Raw genomic sequence first — 18,765 nt, 5'->3', positions numbered from 1 at the left:
TTACGCCATTATTACGGATGGGCGCAAATTTTTTCAAAAACTGAAGGTTTGCCATGCGCTACGCCATCAACAGCAGTTTTTCCCGGCCACATCCTTCCATCATTGCCCAGTACAGGGATCTGCCCGTGGCCGACATCTGCGATGCCCTGGGCCGCAATGCCGCCCTGCCAGCGGCCCTGCGTCCTCTGGGTGCGGCCCGTATGCTGGGCACGGCCTATACCGTCAACCTGCCGGCCAGCCAGAACCTGCTGCTCTATTACGCTGTGGACAATGCCCGGCCGGGCGATGTGCTGGTTGTTTCATGCGCGGCGTACGAAGATCGTGCCGTATGCGGCGAAATCATGGCCCATCTGGCGCTCAGGAGCGGCCTGGCGGGCTTTGTCATCGATGGGGCCGTACGCGATGCCCGCGCCCTGAGCGAACTGTCCTTTCCGGTCTACGCCCGCGCCGTAACTCCCAACGGGCCGTACAAAGACGCCTGCGGCGAAGTAAATGTTCCTGTAGGTATGGGCAATGTGGTCATAACCCCCGGAGACATCATCGTGGCTGACGACGACGGCCTCGTGGCCGTGCGGGCCGCAGAAGCGGAAACCGTGGCCGCCCGGGCGAAGAAAATCACAGATGAAGGGATGAAAAAACTCCGCCGGATTGAAGAAAACGGCACTCTGGATTTTTCCTGGCTGTATGAAAAGCTCGACAGATCCGGTTGCGCTATTCGCGGCGGCCGTTGATCTTGCAGCACCTCGCAGGGTACAGGCCCTCGAACACGCCTGCCCGCCAAGAGTGCATCGCACCCCTCCGGAGACCGTGAAGTCACCTGTGCCGCTGCCAGCCGCAGCGGCACAAACACGCTCAGACGTTCTTCAAATGTTTACGCCTGAAGACCGCGCCCGCATGCATGTGCTGTACACGCGCTGATGAACGGCTAACAGCTTTGAAAAGAGGTATTTCCCCAAAGGCCGCATGCGCTGAAACCCATGCGGATACTGCAAAAAATCTGCGCAGCATCTTGGAAAACCACCTCAGGATATTGCCACAACCGGACACAGGGCTGCACAACCCCAGTCCGGCATAAAAAAGACGGGCGGGCCTCTGCCGGGCCGCCCGTCCATTTCTAGGCTGCGCTCAAAGGGCGCGCCATTTGCCGATCATTGTGCCGATTCCAGACATTCCCCGCGTTTGTACACGATCATATTGCAGTTCTTGCAGATGGCCGCGCCGGGGAAGTTTTCTCCGGTCCGGGTTATGGCCCCGGTACCGTGTTCGTTGATGCGCGTTATGAGGCGTTGCACCAGAGGTTCAAGCTGTTCACCGGGAACAAAGAAGTTCAGCTCGCCGCGTTCCGTCTTGCCGGAGTTATAGCTGCCGCTGCACGCGGTGCATATGTTGGCGGTCTTTTCCAGGTAGGTATACACGTTTCCGGCACAGGCCGAAGAATTCATCGTGATATTGGTGCGCAACGGGTGCACGTCCATAGCAGCCATATAATCCACGGCCAGATGATAAGCCTGCATGTTGTCACAGTAAAAATGCACGGTATCAGGCGGAAAATACGTGTCCGCAAGGGGCGACACGGCTATGGCCTTCAGCGTGCCCTCGGGCAGACGCGGCTTGGATTTCACAAAGCGCTCGGCCTGCTCAAGGTCTTTCGCATATTTTTTGTGACTGAGTACCTCTGCCTGGTCAAAACCTTTCCAGCCAAAAGAATACAGCCCGTTGGGGCAACCCAGCTTCTCCTTGCGCACCAGCAGGGTCTGCCCGGTCATGCGCGGTCCTATTTCATACTGGCAAAAGGTAAGGTTGCGGTCAGAGGTAAAGAATTCCACATTTTCCTTGAATTCTTTCAATTCGCCGTCATCAAAAAAGAATTTGACGGCCACGGGAAAGTGGGTGAGGCGAAGCGCGTCCATAAGGACATCGTGCATTTCCGCAAACGAAAGCTTGGTCATGAAAAGCTCCTGAATATGTTCTTTATGAACCGGTTGTGTTTGCAGGGGCGGCTGCTGTTATGGCGACAGTACGGAATCCCGATATTTGCCGCGCACTCAGACCAGATAGCTGTTATCCATGCTTGCCCGTACGTACTTGCCCGTAGCCGGATCAATCATCTCGATGAACCCACATGGGCATTCGTCCATGCAATGGCGGCAGCCCTTGCAGTCTGACGTGGCAAGCCCCGCGCTGTCACCCTTGAGACGGCCCTTGAGTGGCATGACGTTTTCACCGCAGACATTCCAGCAGTTGCCGCAATCAAAACAAAGCCCGCAGCTCATGCAGCGGGCGCATTCCTCAACAATACGGCTTTCATCAAGGGTTGCCACAACTTCCCTTTGCAGATCGGCCATACGCTCCGCAAGGGGCAGGGACGCAGGCTCGTTACGGCTGCTCGCGGCATAGTGGTCGTAATAAATACTGAACCTGTTGGCGATAACGGTTTTTTCCTCAACAGGCAGGCGCACACCGCGCAATCTGGCGTCAATGGCCGCTGCCGCTATCCTGCCCTGATAAATGGATGTGGTGACAAGGCTCAGGCCCAGAGCATCTCCGCCGGAGTATACGCCGTCTTCGACCGTGATTCCCGTGCTGTCAGCCCGTATCCACCCCCTGCCCGAATCCACGCTTTCAAAACCCTGCATGCAGGGAACCTGACCAATGGCGGCAATGACAGCCGTGGCGGCAAGCTCCGTAAAATCGTTTTCCACAGGTTCCGGACGCCTTCTGCCGGAAGCGTCAGGCCTCCCCAGGCGCATGCTCTGGCACCTCATGCCCGTGATCATGTCGCCCGCGCGCAACAACTCTACCGGCGCGGCAAGAAAACGGAATTTCACTCCCTCTTCTTCAGCCTCGACGATTTCACTTTCTATGGCGGGCATTTCATTGCGGGTACGGCGGTAAACCATGGTCACATCCGCCCCCAGGCGGCGGCAGATGCGTGCGGCGTCAATGGCCGCGTCACCCCCGCCCACAACCAGCACCTTGTTCCCCACATTGACGGTACAGCCCGAATTTATGCGGTTGAGAAAATGCGTCACCGTAAAAAAATTGGCTGCATCTTCGCCGGGCAGGCCAAGGGAACGTCCCGCATGAGCACCGATGCCAAGAAAAACGGCAGCATACTCCCTGCGCAGGTCGTCCAGCAAAATATCCCTGCCCACAGCGACATTGCAGCGAATATCCACCCCAAGGCTCCTGATGCGGTCTATTTCACTGTCCAGCACATCCTGGGGCAGCCTGTAGTCCGGTATGCCGTAGCGCAGCATGCCGCCGGGCCTGGCAAAAGCCTCAAAGACCGTAACCGCGTAACCGCGCCGTGCCAGTTGATACGCGGCGGACAGGCCTGCTGGACCGGAACCCACAACGGCTATTTTTTCTTCACGCCTGCCAGCAGGTTCAGCAGGCAGCGCAAAGCCGTTTCTGAGGGCGTAGTCGCCGATAAAACGTTCCACATTGTTGATGGCCAGGGAGCCGTCCTTGTACTGCCGGTTGCAGCCGGACTCGCAGGGGTGCGGGCAAACACGCCCGCAAACTGCGGGGAAAGGATTGTTGGCGGCAATGATTTCAAAGGCCTGCCGGAAAGAATCGTGATAGGTTCTGCCGTCCCTTTCGGTATTGGCAATGGTTGTAAGAACGCCCCGGATATTGGTCCCGCTGGGACACTCCCCCTGACATGCCGGTGTTTTTGTTACAAACACAGGAATATAGGGACTTTCCTTTTTTGAGGCATTGCCTGTTTTTGTTCTGAATTGTGCGATTTTTTTTCGCGAGTTGCGAAGCCTCTTTAACGCAGGAGTCATCAGCATACCTCCCATGTTGCGCCGAAAATTATGCATATGTACAGACGTCACCTGATCATGCACAAAATATTACGGCATACAATGAATAAAGCACTTTAGAGAAGCTGTTACGTCACACAAAAAACATATATTGTATATAAAATACATACCCATTATTGTGATTGTATTTATAATCACAATCAATATGTGAAATTATACACAAAATATTGTACATATTATTAAATTTTCACAATAAATAAGTCAACAATGTCTGTATAAAAAACTGATACGCATACATTATACATCATTACTATTTGTAATTATTGACTATGATATTTATATACACTTTTAATTACATTTCTTTTACCAGTATATTGCCAGTAAAAATATATTCCATAATATGCGCAATATCCCTTGGTTACACAAAATTTCCACGTAATTCTCCGGAATCACGTTTTGCACGCGATTAACGCTTCAAATGATTGCTTACTGGTCGGCAAAGCCCCTACAATCATTTGACGACAAGGATTTGGAGACAGATCATTGTGGAGCATTTCAAGTATGAAATGCTCTGGCCGCGTGAGGCCGAGTGCAAAAAGCCATGCCGGATCAACCCTTGTGCGGGCCGATCCGGCATGGCTTTTTGCCTAACTGCTTCTGAAAAACGCATGCAGCCGTTACCATAAAACCGGCAATGGCTGCATATGGGAATATCCTGATTATGCTCTATTGATGCCTGCACGGGCAGGCATGGGGCACGAGGGCGCAAGTACAATGTATCTGCGCGGGTCACCGCCGAAATGAACGCCCTGAAACCTTGAGAATCTGTATCCTCAAGCCCAAAGCGCTCTCCACAGGCAAGGCGATGCCTCAGACGCCAATCAGTCTACAGGGTGGCCGGCAGCGCGGTATTCGTTGAGCTTGTTGCGCAGGGTCCGCACAGAAATGCCAAGAAGGTCGGCGGCCTGTGTGCGATTTCCGGATGTTGCTTCAAGCCCCTTGAGGATCATGATCCGCTCCATCTCATGCAGGGGGATAACCGCACCAGGCATACCACCGGCTGAAGGCAACACCGCAGGCCCACCACCAGCGGCGGCACTTCGCGGCGACGTGTCTGCGGCAAGCGCCACGCCACCGGAAAAGTCCGGCACAGCCGCGGCCCCGGAATGTTCGGGGGCAAAGTCCGCGCTGTCATCCTCAAACAGCGGCCAGTCGTCATCTTCCAGCAAAAAATGGCGCGGCTCTACAGGTCGGCCATTGGCAAGCAGGACAGCGCGTTCCATCAGATTCTGCAGTTCACGCACGTTGCCGGGAAAATCATACTCGCGCAGCCAGTCTATGGCGCTTTGCGAAAGCACTGTCGAAGCAAGCTGGTATTCGCGTATATACATGTCCATAAAAAATCCGGCCAGCTCCAGAACATCATCGCCACGTTCCCGCAATGAAGGCAGGCGCAAAGGAATAACATTGAGCCTGAAATACAGGTCCTGACGAAATTTTCCCTGCTTTACCCAGTCTTCAAGGTTCCGGTTGGTGGTGGCCAGTACACGCACATTAACCTTGAGCGGTTCTGTGCCGCCCACTCGGTCCACCTCACCCTCCTGCAGGACGCGCAAAAGCTTGGCCTGAAGGGAAAGGTCCATTTCTGAAATTTCGTCCAGCAGCAGTGTGCCGCCGTCAGCAAGCTCGAATTTACCCGGCTTGCGGGCAATGGCGCCGGTAAACGCGCCTTTTTCATGCCCGAAAAGTTCGCTTTCAAGAAGGTGCTCCGGCAGGGCGGCGCAGTTGACGGCCACAAAGGCCCCGTCACCACGTTTGCTCATGGCGTGCAGATACCGGGCAAACATTTCCTTGCCCGTGCCTGATTCGCCGGTAATCAGTACCGTTGCCCGCGAACCGGCCACCTGACGCGCCAGATGCAAAACTCTGCCCATGGCCGGATGTTTGCCCACAATACGCGGCCCGGCGCCCTCTCCATAATGGGCCTTGCGCCCTCCAAAGGTAGAGGTGGCAGGCGCAGCCGCCTTGCGCTGCCCGGCCCCGTTGCCCAGCGACCGCGCCACGGCCATGATGCGCTCTACATCCAGCGGTTCAAGCCAGTAATCCTGTGCTCCGAGACTCATGAGGCGTTCGGCCTCATCGGCGGTTCCCCTGTCCGTAATGACAATAACCGGGGGAAAAGCAGGGTCTTCAGCCCCTACAGCCAGAAGATCCTCAACGCGAAAACCAGGCAGGCTGGGCCGCGCAAAAATAATGCCCGGTCCGGACTTGCGAATGAAGACGGAAGCGCCCTTGAGATTTTCCGCAATGCCAAGTTCATATCCGGCATCACGCAGGGCAGGAAAGACCGAGGTCACGGCCTGAGCGGGGGTGAGAAATAGCAGACGGCGCGTCAACATGAAATTTTCTTACCGTGTCAGGCGATACAATGCAACCAACGGATGTTGAAATACACTGGAACAGGAGCTTTTTACGCCATAAAACGACCAGTTGGCCCATATGGCATGGAAAACATGTTTTCACGGCCGTATCCGGCGGCGTTTACCGGCTTGCCCCTGCTGACAAACATGCCTGCCTGCCGTATAAAAAGGCATGTCCAATCCTCATCTCCTGCACATCCTTTCTGAAATTGCCGAAGGCCGCATGCAGCCCGAAACAGCTCTTGAACTTCTGGGTTCGCAAACAGTGTGCGATACCCTGAACGGCCTGACCCTGGATACACAGCGAGGGCTGCGCACCGGCCTTGGCGAAGTTGTTCTGGCTCAGGGCAAAAGCGATCAGGCGCTGGTGGCCGCTGTTGGCGCCCTTGCCAGGCACGGTGCTGTTCTGGCGAGCAGAGTCGACCAGGCACAGGCCACCCTGCTGGAAAAACATTTTCCCACTGGCCGATACTGGCCTTTGCCGCGGCTGTTTTCAGTAGGCGGCGCACCGGATTTTGCGCAGGCCATGCAGGCCCCCTGGCCGCAAAGAGGCGAAGCGCTGGTGGTCACTGCCGGGGCAGCGGATATCTCCGTAGCTCTTGAGGCTTACGCCACCCTGGCTTTCTGGGGCAAAAACTGTGGTCTTGTTACCGACGTGGGCGTTGCAGGCCTGCACAGGCTCGCCACCCATACAGAAGCGTTGCGCGCCGCCAGAGTGATCATTGCCGTGGCAGGCATGGAAGGGGCGTTGCCCGGTGTGCTGGCTGGTCTTGTGTCCTGCCCCGTACTGGCCGTTCCTGCCTCTGTGGGCTACGGCATCGGATCAGGCGGTTTTGCGGCCCTTGCCACCATGCTTGCCACCTGCGTGCCGGGCGTGGCTGTTCTTAATATCGACAACGGCTTTGGTGCCGCCGCGTTTGCAGCAAAAATGCTGCGCCGGGAACAGCCCGAACAAGGCTGAGCACGAAATAAACATGCCACCCTGAAAAATACATGCCGCGGAAACGGCGGCATGTATTTTTTGCGGCTGCCCGGGAAAACATTTTTGTTCCTTTCTTTATTAACATGTTTAAATATATTGTTTTTTTAGTAACAAAACTCTTTGTTACCACGCCTGTACACGGAGCAGAAAGAGAATCAGCCAGCGACCTGTCCTGTCCATGCCTCGGGTCGCCACGGCTGCTCGGGCCTGATTGCGGACCTACCCAAAATGCGGGCACAAACGCAGCAGCCGTGCAGGGCTTTCAGGCGGTCCCTTCAGTCAAAACAGGCAAAACGGCCCCAGAGCGTGACACTCACTCTCACCATATTGCCATGCTAACTGTGCGGAATCACAGGGCAGACGGCCTTGCCCTCAACGCCGGAACAGCTTCGCCTTAGCGCTGCTCGAAAAATAACATACGGGCAAGCTGCAATGCGCTTGCCCGTATGTTGACATAACTGTGGTATATAACGGGTTCAAACAAAAGAGTGCGGGCCTTATGCCCACCCTCCGGTAACAGCCCCGATCCCCAGCATGTTGGCGGCTGCCATGCGCCACTGCGTCTGCATGAACGAACTGGCGCTGTCCGCAGACTGAAGCTGGTCAATGGCGGCAGTAATGTCATTGATGACAGAGGGAAGGTAAGCAATGACATCCGTGGTATCGGGCGGAGTATTCTGGGCGACCAGAGCAATGCCCGAAAGTGGCTGAAAGTACATCATGACGGCCCTCCTTGCGAGAGCGGCGTTACTTCAGCGCCGCCCTTTTTTGGCGGGTTTGCTTTTTTCTTTTTCCGCGGGTTTTTCAGGCGCGGGAATGGGCTTATCAGGCACGATACTGCCCGGCTCATATTCAGAGAGGGGTTTTTCTCCGTTAAGATACGCCAGCTCAAGAACCACGATTTTTTCAAATTCAGCCATGGCCTTTTTGGACACCGGCTCACCGCGCGGGTTGATGGCCTTGGCCGGGTCAATAAACTTGCCGTTCTGGCGCAGACGAAAATCCAGGTGCGGGCCGGTAGCCAGACCGGTACTGCCCACAAAACCGATAACCTGCCCCTGGCGTACACGCTGCCCCTTGGCAAGGCCGCGCGCATACCCTGAAAGGTGCGCGTACATGGATTCCAGCCCGGCAGTATGCTTGACGATAATCTGGTTGCCGTAGCCTCCGGCCCAGGAGCGCTGTGTCACGACCCCATCACCCACAGCCTTGACCGGAGTACCTGTAGGCGCGGCATAGTCCACACCGTGATGGGCGCGTCTGTAATTCAATATGGGGTGCAAACGGCTGTTTGTAAAGCGCGAGGTGATGCGCGTAAAGGCCAGAGGGGCCTGCAGCAGGGTTTTGCGCAGGCTTTCGCCCTTGCGGTTATAATATTCAGCCCTTTTGCCGTCCTTGAAAATATAGGCTTCGTAGGTTTTACCCTTATTGGTGAAGTGCGCGGCAAGAATACGGCCATAGCCCTTGTACTCGCCCTCCCGGTAGCGTTTTTCCACCAGCACGGCAAAAGAATCGCCCTGTTGCAGGTCACGGATAAAGTTTATTTCCGCACCGAAAAGGTCTGCCAGCTTGAGGGCCATTTGCGGGCTTTCGCCCATATCGGCCACAGCCTGAAAAAGATTGTCGTTGATGGTTCCGGCAACAGAATCCAGCAGCACGACATACTCAATGGGTTCCAGCCTGGCGGCAGGGGCATCCGTACCCTCGACGACAAGCCGGTGATGGCTGTCTATCTCGTATTCAAAACGTTTTACCTTGCCGGATTCCGTATCGGTAACCACAACATAGGGCTGTCCTTCACGAAAGGAGCGCATGGAAAAAACCTGACGCGCCGCACTGACATACTGATGTGTTCCCTGCCCGCCGGAATTTTCAAGAACCTTGCTTACGGTGTCACCCCGTTCAAAAGTACCGCGTACTACAGCCTCACCGGGCGCTGCCCCGGCATCCGCCGCATCTGCGGCTGCGTCAGCGGCCAGATCTGCATGATCTGCATTGGTTGAATCACTGGAAGGAGAAGAAGCGGAGGAAGAATCTGGTTCGCCGGAGCCGGCGGGATTGTTTTCTGGGTTCTGGAGCGATGGATTGCCCTGGGAGCCGTCATGTTCCTGCGTTTGTTCGCTGTTCGGAACTGCAGCCTGCTCCTGCGCGGATTCCGGCCCGCTAACGGCCGAAAGACCGGGCAATCCCGCATGGCGGGCCACAACAAAACCCAGCACCGCCAACAGCAAGACCCCTGCCAACCATAGTCTTTTCATCTTTGATCCCATGAGGAGCTTATACGCATGGGCAAGGGCCTTGTCCAGTTCAACGGGCAGACCCACAGTCAGGGCCGCATTACTGCACGTTTTTTTCCTGTTCCAAAATCGGTTCGGACATCATGCCCCTGTGGCTGCCTGCCGCATGTGCCGGATGAAATGAAAATACAGCTGAACCCGGCAGGGTACAGGCCGCGGCGAAAGCAGGACAGGGGCAGGCCCGTGCCGTCACATGCCTTATGGGCACAAAATTGCCCGCATATTACGCCCAAAAAAAGCAGACGGCGGCACAGCCTTTTCCACAGACATCCACAGCAAGCAGTATTTGCGGGCAATGGCGGCCCTCTTGTTTGAAATCAACTTTTATGCTACGAGTATCCCTTGTTCCTGTGCGGCCGGGGCCGCGAAAATCGAGCCTCACGCCGAACCTGCGGGCAGAGCCTTTATCCACAGGGCGTGCCTGCGAGGCCAATGAATCGTATATTATGCTGAAAAAAGAATTGCGGGAAATACTGGCGGAGAATCGGGCCACAGCGGGAGAAACCTGGCTGGAGAGCCTTACCCTGCGCCAGGAAAAAGACACCCTGAGGGTGGTTTTTCCGCACATGTATTTTGCAGACTGGTTCAGCCTGCACCAACGCGCTGCCTTTGAAGATGCACTGCGCAGACATTTTACACGGCTGCACGAAGATTCCGTGCCCAGGATCGTCTACGAAAGCGCCGCTCCCGGCGCTTTTGCCGCCAGAACTCTGCCGCAGCCCGTCAGCCCGCCCCCCGGACCTGACTGCCGCAGCAACACAATGGCTGAAGCGGAAGACCCCTTTGCAGGCTTCATCTGCAATGACAAAAACGCTTTTCCTCTGGCAACGGCCAGAGATCTGGCCGCCGACACCACATCCACGGCCTATAACCCTTTTCTGGTCTGCGGGCGTAGCGGCACAGGAAAAAGCCGCCTTCTTCAGGCCATGACATGCGTGATGTCCCGCACCGCCGATCCCGCCCGCATGATATGCTCCAGCGCCGCCCGTTTCTGCTCTGAACATCTTGTGTGGGCCAGAAGGCCGGAACTGTTCTGGCTGCGCTATGACGTGCTTGTTCTGGACGACATTCAGGACCTTGCCGGGCATGACGCCTGGCAACGCAAGCTTGTAACCATTATAGACACCTGCCCCGGCAGACAGAAAAGCTTGCCGGGTATCCCCTCCGGGGAAGATATCCCGCCTGCGGGCGAGCAGATACACAGAGCCGCCCCACGTATGATCTTTGCCTGCTCCGGCCAGCCGCAGGCCCTGAAAGCGCTTGACGAGCGCCTGCGTTCGCGCCTTGAAAGCGGCCTTGTGGTGGAACTTATGGAACCGGACCTGGATGTCCGGCTGCGCTACCTGCAGGTCATGTGCAAGGAACGGCGCCTGCCGCTCACACGTGAACAGCTGCTTTTTCTGGCCCAGCGCTGTTCGCAGTTCCGGCTTTTACAAGGCCTCATGCTCAAGGTGGGTGCGTATTGCGCTGTAAAGGGTAATAACCTCACGCAGTCTGATATGGAAAATATCGTGCGCACCGGAGTTGCGGAAAAAATGCCCGGTTGCCGGGAAATTCTGGGCGAAGTAGCCAGAAGGCTCAACCTGAGGCCCGAAGATGTACTGGGCGCCAAACGGCGGCCGGACCTGGTACTGGCACGGCAGGTATCCATGTATATATGCCGCCGGAAACTGGGGCTTTCCTACCCGGAACTTGGCCGCGCCTTTGGCGGACGTGACCATAGCACGGTCATATATGCCATTAATAAGATTAAGAAATTGATGGTTAGTAACAAAAGTGTACACCAACTGGTAACAGAGATTGAAATGAAAACACCCTGACCTCGTAAATCAGGGTAAAAGCTTTTGGGCTGTTACCGGTGTTCCCATAAAACACGTCGGGCTGTTCCATAAAAAATTCAATCTTTACAAGGCGTTTAAGCCGATACGAACATAGAAACACTGCCAATAATAGTTAAGGAAAGAATGTATGAAACTTACTGTTAATAAAGAGCAGATCATCGAAGGGCTGTTGAAGGCTGTTGCCATTATTCCCGCCAAGGCAGGGGCGCAGTATCTGCGTTCCATCTGGCTCAAGGCGGAAGACGGCGGCCTTTCGGTCATGTCTACTGATGCCAACATCGAGTTTACGGGACGTTACCAGGCAGAAGTGGCACAACCCGGGCTGATCGGCGTACAGGGCAGGGCCTTTGTGGATCTGGTACGCCAGCTGCCTTCAGGCGTGCTGCATCTTTCCCTTGACGAGGCTTCGGGCAACCTGCTGGTAGAGCAGGGTCGCCGCACGTACAAGCTGCCTGTGAGCGGCGCCGAGTGGTTTCAGAACTTTTCCAGTTTTCCTGAAGAGAACACGGTGACCTGGTCCGGCGACTTTCTTCAGGACCTTCTGGACAAGGTGGCCTTTTGCATCAGCGATGACGATGCTATGGATGCCATTGCCTGCCTGTGCATGATGCCCAAGGGTAACGGGCGTATAGACGTCTGCGGGCTTAACGGCCACCAGTTTGCCCTTGTTTCCTTTACGCACGACGAACTTGCCGAGCGCCTGCCTGAAGAGGGCATTCTCATCCAGAAAAAGTATCTTCAGGATATCAAGAAGTGGCTGGGCGTGGATGAGATTGAACTGAGCATCACCGGAAAGCGCCTGTACCTGCGCAGCATGAGCAAGGCCGAAACCCTAAGCCTGCCCCGGGCCACGCATCAGTATCCCGACTACAGCATCTTCATGAGCAAGCTGGCCAGCGAAGACATGCATCCCATGACGCTTGACCGCAAAGAAGCCATGGAGGCCCTTGGCCGTATTCTTATTTTCAATACGGAAAGCGACCGCTGCACCTATATGGACCTTTCCTCCGGCGAAGCCCTGCTTTCCGCCCAGGGGCAGGACGTCGGCTCGGCCAGCGAAAGCCTGGAAGTAACCTACGGCGGCGACATCAAGCGCATCGCCTTTCCCACCCGCAACCTTATGGACGTGCTGGCTCACTTTGTGTCCGGCAAGACAGACATGATGCTTACGGGCGCTGAAGGCCCCTGCGGCATACGCGGGGCCGATGACCCGGACTACACCGTTATCATCATGCCCATGAAGGTTTCGGAAACGACATATTATAGCGAGGAAGACGTTTAATGGCTCTCCAAAACCCCGTCGACGGCGGCTACACCGCTTCTTCCATCACCATTCTGGAAGGGCTTTCGGCCGTTCGCAAGCGCCCGGCCATGTATATCGGCTCAACGGACGCGCGCGGCCTGCACCATCTTGTTTACGAAGTGGTGGATAACTCCATTGACGAGGCCATGGCGGGCTTTTGCACGCGCATCACCGTCATTCTGCATGCCGACAACAGCGTTACCGTGCGTGACGATGGCCGCGGCATTCCCGTTGATATCCACCCCAAGGAAGGCGTACCCGCCGTTCAGGTGGTCATGACAAAGCTGCATGCCGGCGGCAAGTTTGACAATACAAGCTACAAGGTTTCCGGCGGCCTGCACGGCGTGGGCGTTTCCTGCGTCAACGCGCTTTCCGAAGACCTGACGGTCACTGTGCGCCGTGACGGTAAGCGGTACCGTCAGCGGTATTCCCGCGGTCTGCCGCAGGATGAGTTGACCGTCATCGGTGAAGGCGTGGACGGCCACGGCACCACCGTGCGCTTCAAGCCTGACGAGGAAATTTTTGAAGTCTCAGAATTTTCTTACGACACGTTGAAAAAACGCTTTGAAGAGCTGGCCTATCTCAACAAGGGCCTGTTCATCGAATGCATTGACGAGCGCATCGGCGAAACACACGTGTTTCACGCCGAGGGCGGCATACGCCAGTTTGTGAGTGATCTTAATTCCGGCGAGCAGGGCATCCATTCAATTATCTTCGGTGAAGGCGTCGTGGACAATGTCACTGTGGATTTTGCCCTGCAATACAACGCCGGCTACAAGGAAAACATCCTCACTTTCGCCAACAATATCCGCACCAAGGAAGGCGGAACCCACCTTGTGGGCTTTCGCACGGCCCTTACCCGCGCCATCAACGGCTATATCAAGGGGCAGGCCGACCTGGTCAAAAAGATGAAAAACACAAGCCTTTCCGGCGACGACGTGCGCGAAGGGCTTACGGCTGTCATCAGCGTCAAGCTGCCGCAGCCGCAGTTTGAAGGGCAGACCAAAACCAAGCTGGGTAACAGCGAAGTGGCCGGTCTTGTGTCCGGCGTGGTGTATGATCGTCTGAACATCTATTTTGAAGAAAATCCCAAGGACATCAGGCTGATCATTGAAAAGGCCGTGGACGCTGCCCGCGCCCGCGATGCCGCCCGTCGCGCCAAGGAACTGGTACGCCGCAAGGGCGCTCTTTCTGACAACGCCCTGCCCGGAAAGCTGGCAGACTGCCAGAGCAAGGATCCTTCGGAGTCCGAACTGTTCATCGTGGAAGGTGACTCGGCCGGCGGTTCTGCCAAGCAGGGGCGTAATCCCCGAAACCAGGCCATCCTGCCCCTGCGCGGCAAGATCCTGAATACAGAGCGCACCCGCTTTGACAAGATGCTCGCCAACAAGGAAGTAAAGGCCCTTATCACGGCCATGGGCGCTGGTATCGGTGAAGACGACACCGACCTTGAAAAGCTGCGTTACCACAAAATCATCATCATGACAGACGCCGACGTGGACGGCGCACACATCCGTACCCTGCTGCTGACCTTCTTTTTTCGTCAGTATCAGGAGATGGTGGAGCGCGGTTTTGTCTATATTGCCCAGCCGCCGCTGTACCGCGTGCACAATTCGCGGATGGAAAAATTCATCAAGGACGATGCGGAGCTGAACAGCTTCCTGCTTTCGCGCGTCAGCGAAGATGTCATCGTAACGGCGACTAACGGCAAGGAATACACGGGTACGGCCCTCAGCAACCTTGTGGAGCGCATTGAAACCCTTGAACTGCGTCTTGACGATGCTGAAATGACCGGGACCCCGCGTGATCTTTTTCTGGCGCTCACCACGTATCCCGAACAGGTGGATGCGGCCATGCTTGAACGGCAGGACGCCGGACTTACAGAGTGGCTTAACGAGCGCGGCTATATGCTCACACTGGAAACCGAGCAGAGCGAAGATGATGAAGAGCGCCTGTTTGCCATTTTCGAGAATACCGGGGGCCACCAGTCGCGCCGTGGTATGGAATTCTTTGCCTCGCGGCTGTACCGCATGACCTGGCAGCTTTTTTCCGAGTTGCGCGAGGAATGTGGCGGCCTGGACTTTGTCATGCGCCGCAAGGATGGCGAAACGCCCGCGCAAAACCTGTTTGATCTCATGCGCATGGTGCTGGACGAAGCCCGCAGGGGCATCAATATCCAGCGCTACAAGGGCCTGGGTGAAATGAACCCGGAGCAGCTCTGGGTAACCACTATGAATCCGGAAAACCGTATTCTGCTTCAGGTTTCTGTGGACGATGCCAACGAGGCCTCAGATGCGTTTATGGAGCTTATGGGAGACCGCGTGGAGCCGCGCCGCGAATTCATCGAGCGCAACGCCCTGGCTGTACACGATCTGGATATTTAGGAAGGTTTTTTGGGCAAAGCAGGGGGGGAGCCTTCAGCTCTGCTGTTCGCTTGGCGGCCGCCTTGCGGTCAGGAAAGCGCCCTGCCGGAGAGTGCCGCACGGCAGTCTGAAAAGAACCCTTTCCCGGGGTATCCCAAAAAACTTTTATAGGGAGTGGCATGAACAGTTAGGGCAGTTCCGTACGGAACTTCGGGGGGCACAGCGTCCCTGAACCGCCGCAGACAGTTTGCATCCACCCAACATCATTACTTAGCGAGGCCAGCAGTGGCAGAAATGCAGCAGCCGCAGATAAGCATAGAAACTGAACTCCGCAAGTCGTACCTGGAGTATTCCCTTTCGGTCATCATCGGCCGCGCCATTCCTGACGCCCGTGACGGTCTCAAGCCCGTTCACAGGCGCATCATGTTTGCGCAGTACGAACTTGCCAACAACTATAACCGTCCACACAAAAAGTCCGCCCGCATCGTCGGTGACGTGATCGGTAAATATCACCCGCACGGCGACTCGGCTGTGTATGATGCCCTGGTGCGTCTGGCGCAGGATTTTTCCATGCGCGACCCCCTGGTGGACGGGCAGGGAAACTTCGGCTCCATTGACGGCGACGCCCCGGCGGCCATGCGTTATACCGAAGTGCGCATGTCCAAGCTGGCTCAGGAATTTCTGGGCGATCTGGACAAGAACACGGTGGATTTTCGCCCCAACTACGACAATACCTTGCAGGAACCCACGGTTATGCCCAGCAAGGTTCCCAACCTGCTGCTCAACGGCAGCTCGGGTATTGCCGTGGGCATGGCCACCAATATTCCGCCCCATAATCTTGGCGAACTGTGCGATGCCCTGCAACTGCTTCTGGACGATCCCCAGTGCAGCATTGATGACCTTATGGAGCATGTGAAAGGCCCGGACTTCCCCACCAGCGGCTATGTTTACGCGGGCAAGGGGCTGTACGACGCCTACCACACCGGACGCGGCACGGTGAAAGTGCGCGGCCGCATGGAAATCGAAGACCGCAAGAAAAGCGCACAGTCCATCGTCATCAGGGAAATCCCCTATGGGCTGAACAAGTCTTCTCTGGTAGAAAAGATCGCGGCTCTGGTCAATGACCGCAAGATTGACGGCATTACCGACCTGCGTGACGAATCCGACCGCAGGGGCATCCGCGTGGTCATCGATCTCAAGCGGGGAACCATTCCCGAGATCGTCATCAACGCGCTTTACAAATTCACGCCGCTGGAATCGAGCTTCGGCATCAATATGCTGGCCGTGGTGGACAACCGTCCGCAGCTTTTGAACCTTAAAAGCGCGCTTACCTGCTTTGTGGACCACAGGCGTGAGGTGGTTATCCGCCGCACCCGCTATGATCTTGAAAAAGCCGAGGCCCGCGCCCATATTCTTGAAGGCCTGCGCGTTGCCATCGACAATATTGATGAAGTTGTGGCTCTTATCCGTGCTTCGGCCAGCCCGGACGAAGCGCGCGCTGCCCTCATGAAGCGCTTTGAGCTTTCCGAACTTCAGGCCAAGGCCATTCTTGAAATGCGTTTGCAGCGTCTTACGGGCCTGCAGCGTGAAGAACTCATGGCCGAGTACAAGGACCTTCTGCAAAAGATCGAATTCTACCGTTCGATTCTTGAAAATACCGAAGTGCTGCGCGGCGAACTCAAGCGCGAGATACGCGAAATCCGCGAAACGTTCGCCACGCCGCGCCGCACAGAAGTGCTGCGCGAAGCTCTTACCGACATTGACATTGAAGACCTCATTCCTGATGAAGACGTGGTCATCACCCTGTCGCGTCGCGGCTATATGAAGCGCACCGGGCTTGAAAACTACCAGCAGCAGAAGCGCGGGGGCAAGGGTATCGCCGCCCTGTATACCTCTGACGATGACTATGTGCAGGAGTTTTTGAGCACTACCAACCATCAGTTCCTGTGCCTCTTCACCAACAAGGGCCGCATGCACCAGCTCAAGGTGCATCAGGTTCCTGAAGGCAGCCGCACGGCCAAGGGCGTACACATCAACAACCTGCTGCCTCTTGAAGACGGTGAATGGGTCACAACCGTGCTTGCCCTGCGCGAATTTGCCGAGGACAAGTACTTCCTCTTTGTGACCAAGCGCGGCATGGTCAAGCGCTCTTCGGCCTCTCTGTACGCCCGTTGCCGCAAGACCGGACTTATGGCCGTGGGCCTGCGCGAAGACGACGAGCTTGTGGTGGTGCGCCCCATACGCAACGACAGTCATATTGTGCTGGCTACGGCCGACGGCATAGCCATACGTTTTTCCTGCAAGGATGTGCGCCCCATGGGCCGTGTGGCCACGGGCGTCAAGGGCATTGCCCTGCGCAGGCAGGACTTTGTGGTGGCCGGGGTCATTGTGAAGGAAACGGACCAGACCACCGAAATCATGTCCATTTCCGCCAACGGCTTCGGCAAGCGTACCAGCATCGAGCTGTATCGCCTGCAGTCGCGCGGGGGCAAGGGCATCATCAACTTCAAGGTTACCGGCAAGACCGGGCCTGTGGTGGGCGCCATGCCCGTGCGTGATGATGACAGCCTGATCCTGCTCACTTCAGCCAACAAGATTGTGCGCATAGGTCTGGATGAAGTACGCAGCAAGGGCCGCGCCACAATGGGCGTGATGCTCGTGCGCCTGGACGAGGGCGCGCATGTGGTGGGCTTTGACCGCGTGGATGAAGGCGGCCAGACCGGCCGTGACCTGAGCGAAGATATGGACGAGGACGCCGTGCCGGAAGGCAGCGCGCCCGTGGCTCAGGACGCGCCCTCTTCCGCCCTTGCAGACAGGGGGGCAGGTGAAGGCGGGACAGGCGAAGACGCCTGAGATGGATCTGCATAATGTTTTTCACTGCTGAAAAACGTGGTTTCAGGGGGGCACTGCCCCCCTGTCCACCTGAAGGACGGCAACGTCCCTCGGGCGGACGCGGTTTTTTTCTTTTTCCGCTGGGCGGCAGTGTGCGCGGACTTGCGCTGGCCGTGGCTTTTTGTTTCTGTCTTGGCCTTGCAGGCTGCGACAACCCGGTATTGCAGGGCGACGATCTTTCCCAGGCCAGGGAGGCTGTGGCGCAGCGCCAGTGGTCCCTTGCGGAAAGGCTGCTTGAGCGTTATCTGCGTGAGGCACAGGACAGCCAGAATGCGGACGACCGTTGGGAAGCCTGGCAGCAGTTGCTGCTGGTCGTCAATGCCGCGGGGCAGGAACCCCGCGCCAGCCTGGAATATCTTGAAACCATGCTGGAAGAGTATATGGACGACGACGCCCGCAGCGCGATCGTCCTGCGGCGCATGGCTGAGGTCAATGAAAGCCTGCATCGCCATGAGCGCGCCGTGGATTTATGGAACGCCTACATAGGGCTTGGCGGCCTCGGGCCGGAGCAGATACTTGAAGGACACCGGCGTCTGGCGGCCATGCAGTTCAGCCTGCGGCGTTTCGATGCCGGAGAGGACACGCTTCAGCAGTGCCTGGGCCTGCCCCTGCCGGACCATGACAAGATCATGTGCATGTATGATCTTGCTGACCAGAACATGGCCCGGGAGCGCTGGCAAGATGTGGCCGATCTTTCACAGCAGATACTGGACAGCGACCCTGACCAGAATCTGCGCGGGCTGGCCGGCTATCTGCTGGCCGATGCCCTGGAACAGCTGGGCAAGGGCACAGAAGCCCTGAAACAGTTTGAACTGGCGCGCGACGCATACCCCAATCCGTCGGTCATCGACAATCGCATTGCGCATTTGCGCAAAAAACTGAAGAAGTAAGGCT

General features: G+C 56.5%; 12 protein-coding genes. 7 read left to right on the top strand and 5 right to left on the bottom strand.

All coding sequences use genetic code 11. The annotated features are described in order from the left end of the window. The first annotated feature begins 53 nt into the window (after positions 1-53). Positions 54-731: an RraA family protein gene (locus ACZ495_RS11655; RefSeq protein ID WP_394026848.1), complete on the top strand. Its 678-nt coding sequence runs from the start codon at positions 54-56 to the stop codon at positions 729-731. Between the two features lie 417 nt (positions 732-1,148). Here the strand turns inward: ACZ495_RS11655 and ACZ495_RS11650 are convergent, their stop codons facing one another. The 3 genes from ACZ495_RS11650 to ACZ495_RS11640 all read right to left on the bottom strand — a co-directional run bounded on the left by ACZ495_RS11650 (position 1,149) and on the right by ACZ495_RS11640 (position 6,172). Continuing rightward, complete coding sequence (locus ACZ495_RS11650) at positions 1,149-1,949, bottom strand: DUF169 domain-containing protein (RefSeq protein ID WP_394026846.1); 801 nt, start codon at positions 1,947-1,949, stop codon at positions 1,149-1,151. A 96-nt stretch (positions 1,950-2,045) separates the two neighbouring features. Next, entirely contained in the window at positions 2,046-3,794 is a 1,749-nt protein-coding gene (locus ACZ495_RS11645; protein ID WP_394026844.1) for an NAD(P)-binding protein, read from the bottom strand. 860 nt (positions 3,795-4,654) lie between these two features. Beyond that, positions 4,655-6,172 (bottom strand): sigma-54 dependent transcriptional regulator, encoded by a 1,518-nt coding sequence (locus ACZ495_RS11640; RefSeq protein ID WP_464262301.1) that lies wholly within the window; start codon positions 6,170-6,172, stop codon positions 4,655-4,657. Positions 6,173-6,365: 193 nt separating this feature from the next. Between ACZ495_RS11640 and larB the strand changes: the two genes are divergently transcribed. Continuing rightward, positions 6,366-7,154 carry a nickel pincer cofactor biosynthesis protein LarB gene (gene larB, locus ACZ495_RS11635; RefSeq protein WP_464262300.1) on the top strand — a complete coding sequence of 263 codons (789 nt, stop codon included), beginning with the start codon at positions 6,366-6,368 and terminating at the stop codon, positions 7,152-7,154. 518 nt (positions 7,155-7,672) lie between these two features. Here larB and ACZ495_RS11630 read toward each other — a convergent pair. Together ACZ495_RS11630 and ACZ495_RS11625 are read right to left on the bottom strand one after the other, a co-directional pair. Beyond that, positions 7,673-7,897 (bottom strand): hypothetical protein, encoded by a 225-nt coding sequence (locus ACZ495_RS11630; RefSeq protein WP_012623653.1) that lies wholly within the window; start codon positions 7,895-7,897, stop codon positions 7,673-7,675. A gap of 30 nt (positions 7,898-7,927) precedes the next feature. Continuing rightward, positions 7,928-9,433, bottom strand: a complete 1,506-nt coding sequence (locus tag ACZ495_RS11625) for a M23 family metallopeptidase (RefSeq protein ID WP_464262299.1) — start codon at positions 9,431-9,433, stop codon at positions 7,928-7,930. Between the two features lie 485 nt (positions 9,434-9,918). On the opposite strand from ACZ495_RS11625, the gene ACZ495_RS11620 reads away from it, so the two are divergent. From ACZ495_RS11620 to ACZ495_RS11600, 5 genes are all read left to right on the top strand, one after another. Then, complete coding sequence (locus ACZ495_RS11620; RefSeq protein ID WP_464262298.1) at positions 9,919-11,292, top strand: helix-turn-helix domain-containing protein; 1,374 nt, start codon at positions 9,919-9,921, stop codon at positions 11,290-11,292. Positions 11,293-11,440: 148 nt separating this feature from the next. Then, complete coding sequence (gene dnaN, locus ACZ495_RS11615; RefSeq protein ID WP_012623656.1) at positions 11,441-12,595, top strand: DNA polymerase III subunit beta; 1,155 nt, start codon at positions 11,441-11,443, stop codon at positions 12,593-12,595. After that, the gene (gene gyrB / locus ACZ495_RS11610) at positions 12,595-15,000 is read left to right on the top strand and encodes a DNA topoisomerase (ATP-hydrolyzing) subunit B (RefSeq protein ID WP_072311856.1); all 2,406 of its coding nucleotides are present in this window, start codon (positions 12,595-12,597) and stop codon (positions 14,998-15,000) included. Before dnaN ends, gyrB begins: the two co-directional genes overlap by 1 nt. A 273-nt stretch (positions 15,001-15,273) precedes the next feature. Continuing rightward, the gene (gene gyrA, locus ACZ495_RS11605; protein WP_464262297.1) at positions 15,274-17,832 is read left to right on the top strand and encodes a DNA gyrase subunit A; all 2,559 of its coding nucleotides are present in this window, start codon (positions 15,274-15,276) and stop codon (positions 17,830-17,832) included. A 14-nt stretch (positions 17,833-17,846) separates the two neighbouring features. Then, positions 17,847-18,761, top strand: coding sequence for a tetratricopeptide repeat protein (locus ACZ495_RS11600; RefSeq protein WP_464262296.1), 915 nt, complete (start codon positions 17,847-17,849; stop codon positions 18,759-18,761). Positions 18,762-18,765: the final 4 nt, after the last annotated feature.

The sequence above is a fragment of the Desulfovibrio sp. GTC20076 genome, from assembly GCF_055385905.1.
This window is presented reverse-complemented; position numbering and strand designations above follow the sequence as displayed.

Coding starts and splice junctions, on each gene's coding strand:
- ACZ495_RS11645 (WP_394026844.1), bottom strand. CDS start 3,794: ATGACTCCTGCGTTAAAGAGGCTTCGCAACTCGCGAAAAAAAATCGCA.
- ACZ495_RS11640 (WP_464262301.1), bottom strand. CDS start 6,172: ATGTTGACGCGCCGTCTGCTATTTCTCACCCCCGCTCAGGCCGTGACC.
- ACZ495_RS11620 (WP_464262298.1), top strand. CDS start 9,919: ATGCTGAAAAAAGAATTGCGGGAAATACTGGCGGAGAATCGGGCCACA.
- ACZ495_RS11600 (WP_464262296.1), top strand. CDS start 17,847: ATGTTTTTCACTGCTGAAAAACGTGGTTTCAGGGGGGCACTGCCCCCC.
- dnaN (WP_012623656.1), top strand. CDS start 11,441: ATGAAACTTACTGTTAATAAAGAGCAGATCATCGAAGGGCTGTTGAAG.
- gyrB (WP_072311856.1), top strand. CDS start 12,595: ATGGCTCTCCAAAACCCCGTCGACGGCGGCTACACCGCTTCTTCCATC.
- gyrA (WP_464262297.1), top strand. CDS start 15,274: ATGCAGCAGCCGCAGATAAGCATAGAAACTGAACTCCGCAAGTCGTAC.
- ACZ495_RS11625 (WP_464262299.1), bottom strand. CDS start 9,433: ATGAAAAGACTATGGTTGGCAGGGGTCTTGCTGTTGGCGGTGCTGGGT.
- ACZ495_RS11630 (WP_012623653.1), bottom strand. CDS start 7,897: ATGATGTACTTTCAGCCACTTTCGGGCATTGCTCTGGTCGCCCAGAAT.
- ACZ495_RS11655 (WP_394026848.1), top strand. CDS start 54: ATGCGCTACGCCATCAACAGCAGTTTTTCCCGGCCACATCCTTCCATC.
- larB (WP_464262300.1), top strand. CDS start 6,366: ATGTCCAATCCTCATCTCCTGCACATCCTTTCTGAAATTGCCGAAGGC.
- ACZ495_RS11650 (WP_394026846.1), bottom strand. CDS start 1,949: ATGACCAAGCTTTCGTTTGCGGAAATGCACGATGTCCTTATGGACGCG.